The organism is Kaistia algarum (genome assembly GCF_026343945.1).
Taxonomy (GTDB): Bacteria; Pseudomonadota; Alphaproteobacteria; order Rhizobiales; family Kaistiaceae; genus Kaistia; species Kaistia algarum.
Genome location: NZ_JAPKNJ010000004.1, coordinates 109,541 through 124,800, shown reverse-complemented (window position 1 = coordinate 124,800; position 15,260 = coordinate 109,541). Strand labels below are relative to the sequence as shown.

The following is a 15,260-nucleotide window of genomic DNA, read 5'->3' as shown; positions in this document are numbered from 1 at the left end:
TACATGACCTTCCTCCTCTACCCCCTCGCAGCCCTCTTTGAGATCGCCGGCTGCTTCGCTTTCTGGGCCGTGCTGAAATTCGGCAAGTCGCCGATCTGGCTGGCGCCGGGCATCGTCTCGCTGGCTTTCTTCGCCTTCCTGCTGACGCTGAGTTCGGCGGAGAGCGCCGGGCGCACCTTCGCGGTCTATGGCGGGGTCTATATAGCCGCGAGCCTTGCCTGGATTTTCGCCGTGGAGGGGCTGCGTCCTGACCGGTGGGACCTGATCGGCGCGGTGATCTCGCTTGTCGGTGCCGCCGTTATTTTGTGGGGGCCGCGAACTATCTAACCGCGGCGCTGTGCCCGATTGCCGGCTTGGTTCGTTCTGTTATATAGCCCATCCGCATGCCGCCTTTACGCGAGGACGAGGGACGATGGCCGAAAGCGCGATGGACTACGCCGAACACGATCGCACCTATCACTTCTTTATCGGCCTGACCAAATACGGCACGGCCGCCGTCGTGATCATCCTGATCCTCATGGCATTCTTCCTGCTCTGATATGCCGGCCGCCCTGGCGGCCTCATCCTCGCGCCTCGTCTGAATAGAGGGATATCGATCCCGTGAGCGCGCGCACCCTCGAGGAAACGCCATGAAGATTGGTGTACCTGCGGAAATTGACGCGGTAGAGAGCCGCGTCGCCGCCACGCCCGAAACCGTCAAGAAGTTCATCGCGCTCGGGGCCTATGTCGCTGTTCAGGCGGGTGCCGGGCTCGCCTCGCGCATTCCCGACGCGGAATATGCGGCCGCCGGCGCGACGATCGCTCCGGACGCCGCCGCGGCGCTTGCCGATGCGGACATCGTGCTGAAGGTGCGCCGACCGGCGCCTTCCGAGCTTCCCGCGTACAAGGCTGGTGCGCTCGTCGTCGCGACGATGGATCCCTACGGCCACGAGGACGACGTCCGCGCCATGGCCGGAGCCGGCGTCACGGCGATTGCCATGGAGTTCATGCCGCGCATCACCCGCGCACAGGTCATGGACGTCCTCTCCAGCCAGGCGAACCTCGCCGGCTACCAGGCGGTGATCGATGCCGCGTCGGAATATGACCGCGCGCTGCCGATGATGATGACGGCGGCTGGCACGGTTCCGGCGGCGCGCGTCTTCGTCATGGGCGCCGGCGTTGCTGGCCTGCAGGCGATCGCGACTGCCCGCCGCCTCGGTGCGGTCGTCACTGCGACCGACGTTCGCCCTGCGGCGAAAGAGCAGGTGGAGAGTCTCGGAGCGAAGTTCGTCGCCGTCGAGGACGAGGAATTCAAGCAGGCCGAGACGGCGGCCGGTTATGCCAAGCCGATGTCGGCCGAATATCAGGCCAAGCAGGCGGCGCTCGTCGCCGAACACGTCAAGAAGCAGGATATCGTCATCACGACGGCGCTGATCCCCGGACGCGCCGCGCCGAAGCTGATCTCGGCTGCGATGGTCGCCTCGATGAAGCCCGGCTCGGTGCTGGTCGATCTGGCGGTTGAGCGCGGCGGCAATGTCGAAGGCTCGAAGGCTGGAGAAGTGGCGATCGTCGACGGCAAGAAGATCGTCGGCCATCTGAACGTAGCCGGACGCATCGCCGCGACCGCTTCGCAGCTCTATTCCAAGAACCTCTATTCGTTCCTTGAGACGCTGATCGACAAGAACACCAAGGCGCTGGCCGTGAAGTGGGACGACGAACTCGTCAAGGCGACGGTTCTGACGCGGGACGGCAAGGTCGTGCATCCGGCTTTTGCGCCCAAGGAAGAGCCGAAGGAAATCCTCGTCGCCGCTGAAGGGGCAAACTGACCATGGCCAATCTGACGCCCGATCAGGCAGCGAGCGCCGCGCAGGCGGCCGCCGATGCCGCGACCGCCGCGGCCAACGCCGCCCAGGAAGCCGCGACTGCCGCGCATATGTACGCTGCTCAAGCCGGTGGTGGCGGCATGGGCGATGTCGCTGGAGCCGTGGCTCATGCCGTCAGCGGTGGTGCGATCGACCCGTTCGTCTTCCGTCTATCGATCTTCGTGCTGGCGATTTTCGTCGGCTACTACGTCGTCTGGCAGGTGACGCCGGCGCTGCATACGCCGCTGATGAGCGTGACCAATGCCATCTCCTCGGTGATCGTCGTCGGCGCGCTGCTTGCGGTTGGCGTCGAGGCGGCCGATGCGGCCTCGGCTTCGGGTCATGCCTGGGCGCAAGGCTTCGGCTTCGTCGGCCTGATACTGGCGAGCGTCAACATCTTCGGCGGCTTCCTCGTCACCTCTCGCATGCTCGCCATGTACAAGAAGAAGACGAAGTGAGGATGCGCCGATGACAATCGCGAACATTACGGCGCTGCTCTACCTCGTTTCGGGCGTCCTGTTCATCATGGCGCTGCGCGGGCTGTCGAGCCCGGCGACCTCGCGCCAGGGCAACATCTACGGCATGGTCGGCATGGGTATCGCCATCCTGACCACGCTGGTGCTCGCCGCGCCATCGAGCCCGCTCGCCTGGGGGCTGATCATCGTCGGCATCGCCATCGGCGGCGGCATCGGCGCGATCACCGCGCGCCGCATCGCCATGACGCAGATGCCGCAGCTCGTCGCGGCGTTCCACTCGCTGGTCGGTCTCTCCGCTGTGATGGTGGCCGCTGCCGCGCTCTATGCGCCGTCCGCCTTCGGCATTGGCGAGATCGGCTCGATCCACGGCCAGGCGCTGGTCGAGATGAGCCTCGGCGTCGCCATCGGCGCGATCACCTTCACCGGCTCGGTCATCGCCTTCGCCAAGCTCAACGGCAACATGTCGGGCAAGCCGATCCTGCTGCCCGCGCGTCATGTCATCAATGCCGGTCTCGCTCTGCTGATCGTGGCGCTGATCGTGGCGCTGACGATGACCGAGAGCCATGCGGTGTTCTGGCTGATCGTGATCGCCAGCCTCGTCTTCGGCGGCCTGTTGATCATCCCGATCGGTGGCGCCGACATGCCGGTCGTCGTCTCGATGCTGAACTCCTATTCGGGCTGGGCGGCGGCGGGCATCGGCTTCACGCTCGGCAATACGGCGCTGATCGTGACCGGCGCGCTGGTGGGTTCGTCCGGCGCGATCCTCTCCTACATCATGTGCAAGGGGATGAACCGCTCCTTCATCTCCGTGATCCTCGGCGGCTTCGGCGGCGAGACCGGCGGTCCGGCAACGGGCGGCGCGGTCGAGCAGCGCCCGGTCAAGCAGGGTTCGGCCGAGGATGCGGCCTTCATCATGAAGAACGCGTCCAAGGTCATCATCGTGCCGGGTTACGGCATGGCGGTGGCGCAGGCGCAGCATGCGCTGCGCGAAATGGCCGACAAGCTCAAGGCCGAGGGCGTCGAGGTCAAATACGCCATCCACCCGGTGGCGGGCCGTATGCCGGGGCACATGAACGTGCTGCTTGCCGAGGCGAACGTGCCCTATGACGAAGTCTTCGAACTTGAGGACATCAATTCGGAGTTCGCGCAGGCCGACGTCGCCTTCGTCATCGGCGCCAATGACGTGACCAACCCGGCCGCAAAGACCGACCCGAAGTCGCCGATCTTCGGCATGCCGATCCTCGATGTCGAGAAGGCGGGAACGGTCCTCTTCATCAAGCGCGGCATGGGCTCGGGCTATGCCGGCGTCGAGAACGAACTGTTCTTCCGCGACAACACGATGATGCTCTTCGCCGACGCGAAGAAAATGGTCGAGAACATCGTCAAGTCGCTGGGCTGATCCGCCATCGGAAACGCAGAATCAAAAGGGCGGCCCATGGGGCCGCCCCTTTTTCTTGCCGCGCCGCCACAATCCGATGTGGCGTTATTTCCAGACCAGGGTCTTGGTCATGGCCGGATCGGCCTTGGCCGCGCGGGCTATGTCGCATTTGGCGGCGGTGTCGTCGGAGAAGATCGCGAGCGCGCCGCCGACCATGACGCCGTAGACGACCAGAAGATGCTTGTCGAAATAGGCCTTCTGCGGATCCGTCATCTTGTCGGCCCCGATCGGCGTCAGGGTCGCGAAAGCGGCTTCGAACTTGGCCGGATCGAGATCGACGCCGTCACAGGCCGCCGCTGCGGCAACCTGATAGGCGATGAGTTGCAGCGAATCGGCCTGCTCTGCGGTGAGCGCGCCTTCGAGCATTTCTTCCGCGTGCTCGCGGACGAAGCTGCCTTCCAGTTCATCCGCGCGAGCTGCGGCGGTGGCGGCGAAAAGCGATGCGGCGAGGCCGATCGCGAGTGCGAGTTTGTGCTTCACGGTTTCATGCCCTCGCTTCAGAAAACGCGGCTGGACCAGCTCGGCAGGTAGTTGCCGGCGTCGTTGTAGCAAGCGCGCTGCTGCGGATAGCAGACGACCCCGCCCGCCGGGCTGAACGGCGCCATATAGCGCGGGGGAGGCGGCGGCGGAGGAGGCGGGGGAACATATTGATCCTGATAGCGATAATCGCTGGATGCCGCCGACATCGCTGCGGCGCCGAGGGCAAATCCCGCAACGCCGCCGATGATGGCTGCTGCGTTCTGTCCGTTCTTCGCGTATGCGAGCTCAGGAGCCGCCATGCCCGTCACGGCGGCGACCAAGAGCATCGATCCGGCTATCAAATGCCGCATCCCCTCACTCCGATGCTGGTTAAGACCGGGCGAGACTAGGGTGCCGGCCGGCGCATAGCAAGCCACGCGCGCATCCGTTCGGACGACATCGAATAAGGATTTTATACGAGAATCTCGTTCGCCTACTTCGCCGTCCGCCGCATGCCGTCGCGCGCCGGGGCGTAGTTGGGGTTGAGCGCCGAGGCATGGGCAAACGCCGCGAAGGCCTTGTCGCGTTCGCCCAGCTTTTCCAGCGCCAGGCCCTGGTCGGTCCAGCCTTCGTAGGATCCCTTGTCGCGCTTGACCACGATGTTGAAATCGTCGAGCGCCGCCTTGTAGTCGCCGGTCACGAGATAGGAGAGGCCGCGCGAAAGATAGGGCTCGGTCGAGGCCGGCGCGTTCGCCATCGCGGCGGTAAAGTCCTGGATAGCGTCTTCCTGGCGATTCTGGCTCTGATAGATGAGGCCGCGATTCTGGTAGGCCTTGGGATCGGTGGGCTCGAGTTCGATCGCCTTGGTGAAGTCGGCGACGGCGAGATCGACCTGATTCTGCGAACGATAGAGATTGCCGCGCCCGACATAGGCCTCGGCATAGTTCGGGTTGATCTGGATCGCCATATTGTAGTCGGCGAGCGCCTGTCCGTCCTGCTTCAGCCGCCGCTCGACCAGTGCCCGGTTCGAATAGGCCTGGTAGAAGCCCGGATTGAGCTTGATCGCCTGGGTGAAGTCGGCGAGCGCTTCCTCATATCGGCCGGAGCGTCCGAAGGCGGTGCCGCGAACATTGTAGCTCGAAGCGTCGCCGGAATTCTGCGCCACCACGGCCGAAAGAGAATTGATATTCGCCGCCGAGCCGGTGGCCGGATCGATGTCGCCTTCGGCGTCATTAATCCCGGTGGACTGGCAGCCGGCGAGAAGCAGAAGGCCGGCGGTGGCGGCAAGCCAGCGTCCGGAGATCATTGCATGGCGTGCGTCGGGGCCAGGATGTGCCGCGGGCTTCATCGAAGGGCTCCTCGAACGCGCCCACGACCGCAAGGGCAGGGGGCACAAGACAACAAAGGGCAACGAACCCGGCAGACGCCGCTTCGTCACCCCCATATTCCAACAACAGACAGGCGAAAGCATGGCGCCGGGCCTGGGCCCGGCAGCAACTCAGTGCTTGGCCTTCGGCGCAGCGACGATGCCGAGCTCACGCTGGGCCTTCTTGCGAGCCAGCTTGCGGGCGCGGCGGACAGCCTCCGCCTTCTCACGGGCGCGCTTGACCGACGGCTTCTCGTAGAAGTCGTGCAGCTTCATTTCACGGAAGATGCCTTCGCGCTGCATCTTCTTCTTGAGGACCTTCAGGGCCTGATCGACGTTGTTGTCGCGAACGAGTATCTGCACGCGGTTGCGTCCTGTTTCTTGCAAATCCAGTTGGGTTCCGAGCGTACCGACGCGGCAGCAGGCGCACCCGCAGCTCGGCCGATCCAATTCCGGCCGCTCTCATAGCAGATGTATCAAAGGACTGTCAAAGCAGCGTGGTCGCCCAACCCGGGCTTTTTCTGTGTTTTCGGCCCGAATAGGGGTAAGCATCGACTATTGTGAAGAGGAGCGGAAGCGAATTGAAACTGACCAACAAGGTCGCCGTCGTCACCGGAGCTGCCAAGGGCATAGGCTATGCGATCGCCGAGCGCTTCCTTGAGGAGGGCGCACGGGTCGTCATCGCCGATATCGACGAGGATCGGGGCTCCGAAGCCGTTCAGGCGCTGGGCGAACTGGGGGCTTGCCGCTTCGTGCGCGTTGATGTCGGCAATCGCGACGAAGTCGACAATCTGACGGCGGCGAGCCTCGCCTTTGGTGGCTCGATCGACATCCTCGTGAACAATGCTGGCATCGTCGCCGGGGCCGATTTCCTTGATGTCACGGAAGAAGACTTCGACCGTGTGCTGCGCGTCAATCTGAAGGGGTTTTTCCTCTGCGGCCAGGCGGCGGCGCGGCAGATGGTCAAGCAGATCGGCGAAGGTGGAACACCCGGCGCGATCGTCAACATGTCTTCGGTCAATGCTGTGTTCGGCCTGCCGAACCAGGTGCCCTATACGGTCTCCAAGGGAGGCATCAACCAGCTGACCAAATCCATGGCGGTGTCACTCGCGACGTATGGAATCCGCGTCAATGCGATCGGACCGGGCTCGATCGCCACGGATATCCTGGCGAGCGTCAACCATGATCCCGATGCGCGGCGGCGACTTCTGTCGCGCACGCCGCTCGGACGTATCGGCGAGCCGTCCGAGATCGCGGCAATCGCGGCCTTCCTGGCTTCGGACGATGCCAGCTACATTACCGGCCAGACCATCTATGCCGATGGTGGCCGGATGCCTCTGAACTATACGGTGCCGGTGAAGGAGTAGGGCGCTGCGCGCCGGCGTAGTGCCGGCGCCGGCGTTGACAGGGGGCTCAGAGACCGTCGTCTTCGTCGTCGACCGGGCCCTTGAGGGATTTGAGCTTGGCAAAGACGGCGTCGGCGTCGAGTTCTTCCTCCTTCGGCTCTTCTGTCCGGTAGGAACGAAGCGCCGCCGAGGCGAGCGCATCGGATGCCGTTGTCTCCTCCGCGCGCAGCAGCGTATCGCCTTCGGCGCCCGGCTCGCGCGGCGGCAGGCTCTTGGCCGCCTTGTCGACCTCGAAGTCGAGATCGATCTGCGAGCAAAGGCCGAGCGTCACCGGGTCCATCGGCGCCAGATTGGTCGAATTCCAGTGGCTGCGGCCACGGATGGAATCAATCGTCGGCTTGGTGGTGCCAACAAGGCGCATGATCGCAGCATCCTTGAGTTCAGGATGGTTGCGAAGGAGCCAGAGGATAGCGTTCGGGCGATCCTGCCGGCGCGACACGGGCGTATAGCGCGGCCCTTTGCGCTTCTGGACAGGAATGCGGACCTTGGTCTCGGCGACCTTCAGCCGATAGGACGGGTCGCGCTGGGCCTTGTCGATTTCCTCGCGGGTCAGCTGACCGGTCAGCACCGGGTCGAGACCCTTGATGGTCTGCGCCGCTTCGCCATCGGCGATCGCCTTCACCTCAAGCGGATGCAGCCGGCAAAACTCGGCGATCTGATCGAAGCCGAGCGATGTGTTCTCGACGAGCCAGACGGCAGTGGCCTTGGGCATCAGCGGGGTGGTGGACATAAATCTCTCCTGAGCGCTCGCCGGACCTGCATCCGACGTAGCCAGTCGATCGTCATTTGACGGGGATGGACGGCTATATAGGCTGACGGACGCGGCAAATCAAACGTTGCTTTGCGCGGAACCGGCTGTGCTCCATGCCTTGTGAAAGACCGGCCGTGACCATCGCCACGGCCGGTCCGTCGGCTAAGCGTTATCGGCTTTACGGGTTCGCCGGAGCCGGGGCAGCGGGAGCAGCCGGTGCGGGAGCCGCCGGCTCAGCCGGTGCCGGTGCCGGGGTTGCCGGTTCAGCCGGAGCGGGTGCCGGAGTTGCAGGCGCGGGAGCCGGCGCTGCGGGAGCCGGGGCTGGCTGTTCCGTCGTCGCCGGCGGAGGCGGCGCTACGGTCTTGCTCGAACTCCACCAGAACCATGCGATCACCACTACGATGATCGCGACTATGATCCAGATCCAGGTATTTTGGCGTTGCATCATTTCCTCCAATGCCTCGCAACTTGCATCCTCAGTCTAATTCATTTTTCCGGGCCCAAGAAGAAAAACCACGTCTCGACCGACATCCCGCCGCAAAGGACTGTGCGGAAATTCCTGGATAGAGCACCGGCTTCGACCGACATCTTGCCTCGTCTTAAGTCGAATTTGATCGATATTTGTGGTGCTTAGTCTCGATCGCCTGCATTTTGGAACCGCCCTGCCGTAGGCGGACGCTACCGTCAACGGCCTGAACCCAGTCGAGCGGAATGTAGTGATGCAGACCATGGGGCGAATCAGTACGCATAAGCTTGATCTCACGATCACCTTCGACTCGTGCCACCGTGCCCAGATGATTGCCGCGTGCGTCGACGACCGCCATCTTCTCGCGGATCTTGTCGATCTCTACCATGAGTGAACTCCTTCTCTGCTCGCTCAATGCCGGCAGGGTCGGTTGGTTCAGCAGAGTTTCACCGCACCTTGAGCATGATCTTGCCGATGTGACCCTGTTCCTCCATGCGCCGATGCGCTTTCCACGCCTCGATAAGCGGAAAGACGGCGTCGATGCGGGGGCGGATCTCGCCGGAGGCGAGGCGTGGCCAGACATGCTGCTCCAGCGCCTTGGCGATCCCAGCCTTGAAGGCAATGGGCCGCGGGCGGAGTGTCGAGCCGGTCAGCGTCAGGCGCTTCAGCATCAGGCTCCGGAAGTCGATCGTCGCGGTCGAACCGCGCTGGAAGGCGATCTGCACAATTCGCCCGTCCGGGGCGGCGGCCTTCAGGTTTCGCTCGATATAGTCTCCCCCGACCATATCGAGAATGACGTCGGCCCCGTGGTCGCCGGTCGCCTCGCGGACAGCCTCGACGAAATCCTCTTGATGATAGTCGATGGCGCGGACGGCACCGAGATCGAGGCAGGCGGCGCATTTTTCAGCGGATCCGGCCGTCACGATCGCCTTGGCGCCGAAGGCGCGGCCGAGCTGGATGGCCGTCGTACCGATGCCGGACGAGCCGCCATGGACCAGGAGATATTCGCCGGCCTTGAGGCCGCCGCGCTCGAACACATTGTGCCAGACCGTGAAGAAAGTCTCCGGCAATGCGGCTGCCTCGACCAGCGACAGGCCTGTCGGCACCGGAAGAGCGTTCGTTTCGTGCACGGCCACATATTCGGCATAGCCGCCGCCGGGGACGAGCGCCGTGACCATATCGCCGGGTCGGTAGCGGGCAGCGCTGCCGCCGGTCTGTACCACACGGCCTGAAACCTCGAGGCCGGGCAGATCGGAAGCGCCTTTCGGCGGCGGGTAGAGGCCCTGGCGTTGCATGACATCCGGCCGGTTGACGCCGGCCGCGGCCACTTCGATCAGGATCTCGCCATCCTGTAACAGGGGGAGGGGACGTCGCTCGGGTTTCAACATTTCCGGTGGCCCGGGCTGCGAAATCGCGATGACCGTCATCTCCTGCGGCAGTTCCGACATGGGCCATACTCCTTCGATGTCATCCGCTGCGATGGAAGTCGCGCCCATGTCTGCTAGATTTTCGTCAGACAGACCAGTCACGGAAAGGAGACCCGAATGGCTCTCTTCGAAGACCCGCCGGTTCAAAGGCCCAAGCCTCATACGCTTGGCGAGGATCTCTCTGCCCTTTCGCTGGAGGAGATCGAGCTTCGCATCGCGTTGCTCGAAGCCGAAATCATCCGGTTGCGCGAGGCGCATCACTCGAAGTCCGCGTCGCGCGTCGCAGCTTCGGCCTTCTTCAAAAGCTGAGGGAACGCGATTCGTCGCCTGTCGGCGTGCGGCGCGATGACGTCCATTAACCCTAACAAAAGATTATCGAGGCAAATCATAACAAGATCGGCCCCGTGGTGGCCCGGCCTCTTCAGGGCGATCGTTGGTTGAACTATAAGGTCCATCGTTGGCGCTTTCCTGTTTGGGGTGCGCCGAATCAGGGCGCGCGGCTGGCGTTCGCCGCTGAGGCGAACAGCGAGGGTGCGGGAGATGGCGTCGATGTCGAGCGAAGCGTCGAACGAGGAGGCCGGATCGCCGATCGTGTTCGGGCAGCGCTTCGCTCATTCCGAAACGTTCAAGGCACTGTTCCGCGAGGGCATGGCCCTCGTCGAGGAGACGGCTGCCTATCTGGACGGCGACGGGCGCACCGAATCGCGGGATCTATCGCGCGGCGGTTCGCTTTCTTATGCGACCGAATCGATGCGCCTCACCACGCGCCTTATGCAGATCGCATCCTGGCTGTTGCTGCAGCGCGCCGTCAATGACGGCGAGATGACGACGGAGCAGGCGCTCCAGGAGAAGTCCAAGGTCCGCCTGCGCGGTTTCGGCACGCAGACACAGGGCGCTGGCTGGGACGATCTGCCGTTGAAGCTGCGCAGCCTCATTGAGCGCTCGATTCGGCTTCAGGAGCGCGTTGTGCACCTGGATGACGCCCTGTACGGTCTCGCTCCCTTCGACGACGAGGTCGAAAATCAGGTCAATCGCCAGTTCGGCCGGCTTGCCAGGGCCTTTGGCGGCACCTGAGCCTGTTTCGGCCCTGGTGGCCCGTGCTCTGCCATTTCTGATCAAACGGATGTAGGTCCGTCTGCCGCGCGTTGCTCGCGCCGCACATGTTCGCGCCGCTTTCCTGGTGAGCGCCGTATCCGCGTGACCCTGCTGGGTGAACCTGCTGGATCGATCTCCGTCTGCACAAAAGCAAAAACCCCGGTGCGAGACCGGGGTTTCTTGTCTGTCGAAAGGGCAGGGGCGAATTAGCCGCCGATGAAACCCTTGAACTTGTTGTTGAAGCGCGACACGCGGCCACCACGGTCGAGCAGCGTCTGGCTGCCGCCGGTCCAGGCCGGATGGGTCGACGGATCGATATCGAGATTGAGGGTCGCGCCCTCGGAGCCATAGGTCGAACGGGTCGTGTACTCGGTGCCGTTCGTCAGCACGACCTTGATCGTGTGGTAGTCGGGATGGATGTTCTGCTTCATCGTTCGGTCCTCGGTGGCTCGGTCTTTCGGACCGTCAGGCCGTACCCTCACCGAGGGTTATCCTGTCGCCGGATCAATGGGTAATCGCAGCGCGCCGCGACCGGCCGCTCGTCGGGGCGACGATATAGCCCACCCCTCGGTTTGGCACAAGACCCCACGCCCGCCTTGAAAAGCGGAGCCCTGGCGTGCAACTACGCCGGAATGCTCTATGACGGGCGCGGAATGGAGTGCCCGACGATGACGGATCGCAGTGTGGAGCAGGACAAGCCGCAGCGCCGCAAGTCGCTGCGCCCACTCGCGATGTTGCTCCCCTATCTGCTGCGCTACAAGGCGCAGCTTGCCGGCGCGGGCGTCGCCCTCATTGCCGCCGCCTTGGCGACCCTCACCGTGCCGCTAGCGATCCGCCGCATGATCGACCACGGCTTCAACGCCGACGATGCCGGTGCCATCAACACCTATTTCATCGGCCTGATCGGCGTCGTCGCCGTGCTGGCGGCCGCATCGAGCCTCCGTTTTTACTTCGTGACTTGGCTCGGCGAGCGCGTCGTGGCGGATCTGCGCGCCGACGTCTTCCGCCATTTGACGGCCCTCGGCATCGACTATTTCGACCGCAACCGCTCGGGCGAGATCACTTCGCGGCTGACTGCCGACACGACGCAGATCAAGGCGGTGGCGGGCGCCAACGTTTCGATCGCGCTTCGCAACGTCGTCATGTTCCTCGGTGCCGTGGCGATGATGGTGGTGACCAGTCCCCATCTTTCCGCCCTGGTTCTGCTGGCCCTGCCGATCATCGTGCTGCCACTGGTGGGCTTCGGCCGCAAGGTGCGCAGCCGCTCGCGCTGGGCCCAGGATCGCCTCGCCGACGCTTCCGCCTATGCCAGCGAGGCCATCGGCGCCATGCGCGCGGTCCAGGCCTTCACCGCCGAAGCATCGGTCGCGAGCCGGTTCGCGCGCTCGGTGGATGAGGCGTTCGAGGCGGCGCGGAAGTCGACGGCGGCGCGCGCGGCGCTTACGGCCTTCGGCATCTTCCTCGTCTTCGCCAGCATGGTCGCCGTACTCTGGTGGGGCGCTCAGGACGTGCTGTCGGGCCGGATGAGCGCCGGCACGCTGGGGCAGTTCCTGTTCTACGCCGTCATCGGCGCTGGAGCGCTGGGCGAGCTCAGCCAGGTATGGGGCGATATCGCCAATGCGACCGGTGCCGCGGAGCGGCTTTCGGAGATTCTGGCGGAGCGGCCCTCCGTGACGGCGCCGTCGACGCCGCTGGCGCTCGGGGCGTCTCCACGGGGGCGTATCGAGCTCACTGGCGTCTCGTTCTCCTATCCCGAGAGCGGGCGCGAGGCTGCCATCCGTGACGTCCGCTTCTCGGTGGCTCCCGGCGAGCGGATCGCCGTGGTCGGGCCTTCTGGCGCGGGGAAGAGCACGCTCTTCAACCTGATCCTGCGCTTCTACGATCCGCAGTCGGGCAATATCCTGTTCGACGGCATCGACATCCGCCAGCTCGACCCGATCGAACTGCGGCGTTCGATCGCGGTCGTGCCACAGGACACGATCATCTTCGCCGCCACCGCCGCCCAGAACATCGCCTTCGGGCGGGCGGATGCGAGCCGCGACGAGATCCGCGCCGCGGCCGTGGCGGCCCATGCCGACGAATTCCTTTCCGCCTTGCCGGATGGCTATGATGCGGAACTCGGCGAGCGCGGCGTCACGCTTTCCGGCGGCCAGCGCCAGCGCCTGGCAATTGCGCGCGCGATCCTGAAAGATGCCCCTGTGCTGCTGCTCGACGAGGCCACGAGCGCGCTGGATGCGGAGAGCGAGGTTGCCGTGCAGACGGCGCTCGATGGGCTGATGGCCGGTCGCACGACGATCGTGATCGCCCATCGGCTGGCGACGATCCTCAAGGCCGACCGGATCCTTGTCATGGATGGCGGGGAGATCGTTGAGGAGGGGACGCATGAGGAACTCGTGCGTCGCTCCGGCCTCTATGCGCGGCTCGCCGAGCTACAATTTGGCAGCGAAGCGGCCTGAGCCGCCTTCTCCTATCGCTCGGTGAGCTTCAGCTCGATGCGGCGGTTCTTGGCGTTGGCCTCGTCGCTGTCGCCCGGCTCGATCGGCTGGTATTCGCCGAAGCCAGCCGCGACTAGATGCGTCGGCTGCACACCGCGATCGATCAGATAGCGCACGACGGCGATGGCGCGGGCGGCTGAAAGCTCCCAATTGTTGCGGAAGCGCCCCGTCCCCGAGAGCGGGCGGGCGTCCGTGTGGCCATCGACGCGCAGCACCCAAGCGATTTCCGGCGGAATCTCTCCCTCAAGCTGCTTGATCGCATCAGCGAGCTTGTCGAGTTCCACCTTGCCGTCGGTGTTGAATTCGTCCGAGCCGGACGGGAACAGCACTTCGGATTGGAACACGAAACGGTCGCCAACGACGCGGATGTCGGGACGATTGCCGAGAATCTCGCGCAGGCGGCCGAAGAAATCGGAACGGTAGCGGGAGAGTTCCTGCACGCGCTGCGCAAGGGCGACGTTCAGCCGGCGTCCTAGATCGGCAATCTGGGTCTGGCTCTCCTGGTCGCGCTTCTCCGATGCGCCGATGGCTTCTTCCAGAGCCGCGATCTGACGTCGCAGCGCCGCGATCTGCTGGTTGAGGATCTCGACCTGCGACAGCGCCTTCTGCGAGACGACCTTCTCGTTGTCCAGCGCCTTGGTGATGATGGCGATCTGCCCATCCGCCGAGTTTGCCGCCGCCGACGAGGAATCGGCCGTCGATTTCAGCTTGTCGCGCTCGGACTGGGCCTCGGTAAGGCTCGCCTGGAGATTGGCCAGTTCGCTGGCCAGCTCCTGCTTGCCGGAGCGCTCCATGGCGAGCAATTCGGTGAGTTCGGCGATCTGCGAATTCAGACGGTTGAGCACCGTATCCTTGCCGCTGATCTCACGCGTCTGGAGAAATTGCAGGAGCGCGAAGATCGACAGCAGAAAGATGAAGACGAGCAGGAGATTGGACAGAACGTCGACAAAGGCTGGCCAGACGTCGCTTCTGGCCTCGCGGCGGCGGGCTCGCACGGCCAAGGTCTATTCTCCAGCAGGTTGCTTGAGCGCCCGGGCAATGACTTCCAGCAATTGCTGGATCTCGCGCTGCTGATCCGATTGCTGTTCGACCCAGCTGCGAACGACCTGCTGCTCGGAGCGCATATGTTGCACGAGGCCCTGTATGCCCTCGGCCAGATTGGCCATCGCCGTCGTGGCGCGCTGGTTCGAGCCGCCGGACTGACCCGGCGTTGAGCCTTCCTGAACGGCCTGGGTCAGCCGCTCGATCGCGACGCGCAGATCATCGCCCGAATTCGTCCCCTCGCGAACATCCATCATCGAAGGATCGAGGTCGGTCACGGTCGAGAGCCAGTCCTCCAACTCGGTGTAGAACTTGTTCTGGGCTTGGCCGGCCTGGAGATCGAGGAAGCCGAGGATCAGCGAGCCAGAGAGGCCGAACAGCGAGGACGAGAACGCCGTGCCCATGCCGGCCAGCGGCGCCTGCAGGCCCGCCTTCAGATCCTCGAAGATGACCGCACTGTCGCCGGAACCCACGTTCAGCGAGCCGATCGCGTTGGCAACGGCGCCAACGGTCTGCAGCAGGCCCCAGAATGTGCCGAGAAGGCCGAGGAAGATGAGAAGGCCTGTCAGGTACCGCGATGTGTCGCGGTCCTCGTCGAGGCGCATCAGGATCGAATCCAGCACCGAGCGCATGGTCTGCGTCGAAATCGACATGCGGCCGATGCGGTCGCCGAGAATCGCCGCCATAGGCGCGAGCAGAACCGGTGGACGCTCCAGTTCCACCGAACGTTCGGCGGTGCGGAAATTATTGACCCAGCGCACTTCGGGGAAAATGCGGATGACCTGCCGGAAACCCAGCAAGATGCCGATGAACAGCACCGCGAAAATCACCCCGTTCAGCGCCGGATTGGCGAGGAACGAGACATAGACCTGACGATACAGGATCACGGCGACAAAAGCGGCGATGATCAGGAAGATGATCATGCGCCACAGATACACCTGCGGACTGGCCAGCCTATAGGGATCGAAATCTCTTGCCATGGTCCGCCGCTGGGTCAGG

19 protein-coding genes are annotated in these 15,260 nt (G+C 64.1%); 9 read left to right on the top strand and 10 right to left on the bottom strand.

Annotated features, from left to right (window positions below):
• Positions 1–3 precede the first annotated feature (3 nt).
• The 5 genes from OSH05_RS22920 (at position 4) to OSH05_RS22900 (ending at position 3,716) form a co-directional block, all read left to right on the top strand.
• Positions 4–327: a YnfA family protein gene (locus tag OSH05_RS22920; protein WP_104220063.1), complete on the top strand. Its 324-nt coding sequence runs from the start codon at positions 4–6 to the stop codon at positions 325–327.
• Positions 328–412: 85 nt separating this feature from the next.
• Complete coding sequence (locus OSH05_RS22915) at positions 413–538, top strand: aa3-type cytochrome c oxidase subunit IV (RefSeq protein ID WP_104220064.1); 126 nt, start codon at positions 413–415, stop codon at positions 536–538.
• A gap of 91 nt (positions 539–629) precedes the next feature.
• A complete protein-coding gene (locus tag OSH05_RS22910; RefSeq protein WP_104220065.1) occupies positions 630–1,805 on the top strand; it encodes a Re/Si-specific NAD(P)(+) transhydrogenase subunit alpha in 1,176 nt (391 codons plus the stop codon).
• A 2-nt stretch (positions 1,806–1,807) separates the two neighbouring features.
• Positions 1,808–2,299 (top strand): proton-translocating transhydrogenase family protein, encoded by a 492-nt coding sequence (locus tag OSH05_RS22905; protein ID WP_104220066.1) that lies wholly within the window; start codon positions 1,808–1,810, stop codon positions 2,297–2,299.
• Between the two features lie 10 nt (positions 2,300–2,309).
• Complete coding sequence (locus OSH05_RS22900) at positions 2,310–3,716, top strand: NAD(P)(+) transhydrogenase (Re/Si-specific) subunit beta (RefSeq protein ID WP_104220067.1); 1,407 nt, start codon at positions 2,310–2,312, stop codon at positions 3,714–3,716.
• An 84-nt stretch (positions 3,717–3,800) separates the two neighbouring features.
• Here OSH05_RS22900 and OSH05_RS22895 read toward each other — a convergent pair whose 3' ends face one another.
• The 4 genes from OSH05_RS22895 to rpsU form a co-directional block, all read right to left on the bottom strand.
• On the bottom strand, positions 3,801–4,235 hold the full coding sequence (locus OSH05_RS22895; protein ID WP_104220068.1) for a hypothetical protein: 435 nt from the start codon (positions 4,233–4,235) through the stop codon (positions 3,801–3,803).
• 17 nt (positions 4,236–4,252) lie between these two features.
• On the bottom strand, positions 4,253–4,555 hold the full coding sequence (locus tag OSH05_RS22890; RefSeq protein ID WP_266352996.1) for a hypothetical protein: 303 nt from the start codon (positions 4,553–4,555) through the stop codon (positions 4,253–4,255).
• Between the two features lie 152 nt (positions 4,556–4,707).
• Complete coding sequence (locus tag OSH05_RS22885; protein WP_104220070.1) at positions 4,708–5,562, bottom strand: tetratricopeptide repeat protein; 855 nt, start codon at positions 5,560–5,562, stop codon at positions 4,708–4,710.
• Positions 5,563–5,712: 150 nt separating this feature from the next.
• Positions 5,713–5,943, bottom strand: a complete 231-nt coding sequence (gene rpsU, locus OSH05_RS22880) for a 30S ribosomal protein S21 (RefSeq protein ID WP_104220071.1) — start codon at positions 5,941–5,943, stop codon at positions 5,713–5,715.
• Between the two features lie 218 nt (positions 5,944–6,161).
• Here rpsU and OSH05_RS22875 point away from each other — a divergent pair, with 218 nt between their 5' ends.
• Positions 6,162–6,947 (top strand): SDR family NAD(P)-dependent oxidoreductase, encoded by a 786-nt coding sequence (locus OSH05_RS22875; protein WP_104220072.1) that lies wholly within the window; start codon positions 6,162–6,164, stop codon positions 6,945–6,947.
• A gap of 46 nt (positions 6,948–6,993) precedes the next feature.
• On the opposite strand, the gene OSH05_RS22870 is transcribed toward OSH05_RS22875, so the two are convergent.
• The 3 genes from OSH05_RS22870 to OSH05_RS22860 all read right to left on the bottom strand — a co-directional run bounded on the left by OSH05_RS22870 (position 6,994) and on the right by OSH05_RS22860 (position 9,651).
• Positions 6,994–7,716 (bottom strand): DUF1013 domain-containing protein, encoded by a 723-nt coding sequence (locus tag OSH05_RS22870; protein ID WP_104220073.1) that lies wholly within the window; start codon positions 7,714–7,716, stop codon positions 6,994–6,996.
• A 620-nt stretch (positions 7,717–8,336) separates the two neighbouring features.
• On the bottom strand, positions 8,337–8,591 hold the full coding sequence (locus tag OSH05_RS22865; RefSeq protein WP_104220075.1) for a DUF2171 domain-containing protein: 255 nt from the start codon (positions 8,589–8,591) through the stop codon (positions 8,337–8,339).
• A 58-nt stretch (positions 8,592–8,649) separates the two neighbouring features.
• Complete coding sequence (locus tag OSH05_RS22860) at positions 8,650–9,651, bottom strand: NAD(P)H-quinone oxidoreductase (RefSeq protein ID WP_266352995.1); 1,002 nt, start codon at positions 9,649–9,651, stop codon at positions 8,650–8,652.
• A 96-nt stretch (positions 9,652–9,747) separates the two neighbouring features.
• On the opposite strand from OSH05_RS22860, the gene OSH05_RS22855 reads away from it, so the two are divergent.
• Entirely contained in the window at positions 9,748–9,939 is a 192-nt protein-coding gene (locus tag OSH05_RS22855; protein ID WP_104220076.1) for a DUF1192 domain-containing protein, read from the top strand.
• A 240-nt stretch (positions 9,940–10,179) separates the two neighbouring features.
• Positions 10,180–10,704, top strand: coding sequence for a protease adaptor protein RcdA (gene rcdA / locus OSH05_RS22850; RefSeq protein WP_104220179.1), 525 nt, complete (start codon positions 10,180–10,182; stop codon positions 10,702–10,704).
• A 227-nt stretch (positions 10,705–10,931) separates the two neighbouring features.
• Here rcdA and rpmE read toward each other — a convergent pair whose 3' ends face one another.
• On the bottom strand, positions 10,932–11,156 hold the full coding sequence (gene rpmE, locus OSH05_RS22845) for a 50S ribosomal protein L31 (protein WP_104220077.1): 225 nt from the start codon (positions 11,154–11,156) through the stop codon (positions 10,932–10,934).
• Between the two features lie 237 nt (positions 11,157–11,393).
• Between rpmE and OSH05_RS22840 the strand changes: the two genes are divergently transcribed.
• A complete protein-coding gene (locus OSH05_RS22840) occupies positions 11,394–13,181 on the top strand; it encodes an ABC transporter transmembrane domain-containing protein (protein ID WP_104220180.1) in 1,788 nt (595 codons plus the stop codon).
• An 11-nt stretch (positions 13,182–13,192) separates the two neighbouring features.
• Here OSH05_RS22840 and OSH05_RS22835 read toward each other — a convergent pair whose 3' ends face one another.
• Both OSH05_RS22835 and OSH05_RS22830 read right to left on the bottom strand, forming a co-directional pair.
• A complete protein-coding gene (locus OSH05_RS22835; RefSeq protein WP_104220078.1) occupies positions 13,193–14,221 on the bottom strand; it encodes a peptidoglycan -binding protein in 1,029 nt (342 codons plus the stop codon).
• Positions 14,222–14,224: 3 nt separating this feature from the next.
• Complete coding sequence (locus tag OSH05_RS22830; RefSeq protein ID WP_165801639.1) at positions 14,225–15,241, bottom strand: flagellar motor protein MotA; 1,017 nt, start codon at positions 15,239–15,241, stop codon at positions 14,225–14,227.
• Between the last annotated feature and the right edge of the window lie 19 nt (positions 15,242–15,260).

What these genes read in the sequence shown, in the direction of transcription:
- OSH05_RS22920 (WP_104220063.1), top strand. Translation starts at nt 4, where the DNA reads ATGACCTTCCTCCTCTACCCCCTCGCAGCCCTCTTTGAGATCGCCGGC.
- OSH05_RS22915 (WP_104220064.1), top strand. Translation starts at nt 413, where the DNA reads ATGGCCGAAAGCGCGATGGACTACGCCGAACACGATCGCACCTATCAC.
- OSH05_RS22910 (WP_104220065.1), top strand. Translation starts at nt 630, where the DNA reads ATGAAGATTGGTGTACCTGCGGAAATTGACGCGGTAGAGAGCCGCGTC.
- OSH05_RS22905 (WP_104220066.1), top strand. Translation starts at nt 1,808, where the DNA reads ATGGCCAATCTGACGCCCGATCAGGCAGCGAGCGCCGCGCAGGCGGCC.
- OSH05_RS22900 (WP_104220067.1), top strand. Translation starts at nt 2,310, where the DNA reads ATGACAATCGCGAACATTACGGCGCTGCTCTACCTCGTTTCGGGCGTC.
- OSH05_RS22885 (WP_104220070.1), bottom strand. Translation starts at nt 5,562, where the DNA reads ATGAAGCCCGCGGCACATCCTGGCCCCGACGCACGCCATGCAATGATC.
- OSH05_RS22870 (WP_104220073.1), bottom strand. Translation starts at nt 7,716, where the DNA reads ATGTCCACCACCCCGCTGATGCCCAAGGCCACTGCCGTCTGGCTCGTC.
- OSH05_RS22865 (WP_104220075.1), bottom strand. Translation starts at nt 8,591, where the DNA reads ATGGTAGAGATCGACAAGATCCGCGAGAAGATGGCGGTCGTCGACGCA.
- OSH05_RS22860 (WP_266352995.1), bottom strand. Translation starts at nt 9,651, where the DNA reads ATGTCGGAACTGCCGCAGGAGATGACGGTCATCGCGATTTCGCAGCCC.
- OSH05_RS22855 (WP_104220076.1), top strand. Translation starts at nt 9,748, where the DNA reads ATGGCTCTCTTCGAAGACCCGCCGGTTCAAAGGCCCAAGCCTCATACG.
- rcdA (WP_104220179.1), top strand. Translation starts at nt 10,180, where the DNA reads ATGTCGAGCGAAGCGTCGAACGAGGAGGCCGGATCGCCGATCGTGTTC.
- rpmE (WP_104220077.1), bottom strand. Translation starts at nt 11,156, where the DNA reads ATGAAGCAGAACATCCATCCCGACTACCACACGATCAAGGTCGTGCTG.
- OSH05_RS22840 (WP_104220180.1), top strand. Translation starts at nt 11,394, where the DNA reads ATGACGGATCGCAGTGTGGAGCAGGACAAGCCGCAGCGCCGCAAGTCG.
- OSH05_RS22830 (WP_165801639.1), bottom strand. Translation starts at nt 15,241, where the DNA reads ATGGCAAGAGATTTCGATCCCTATAGGCTGGCCAGTCCGCAGGTGTAT.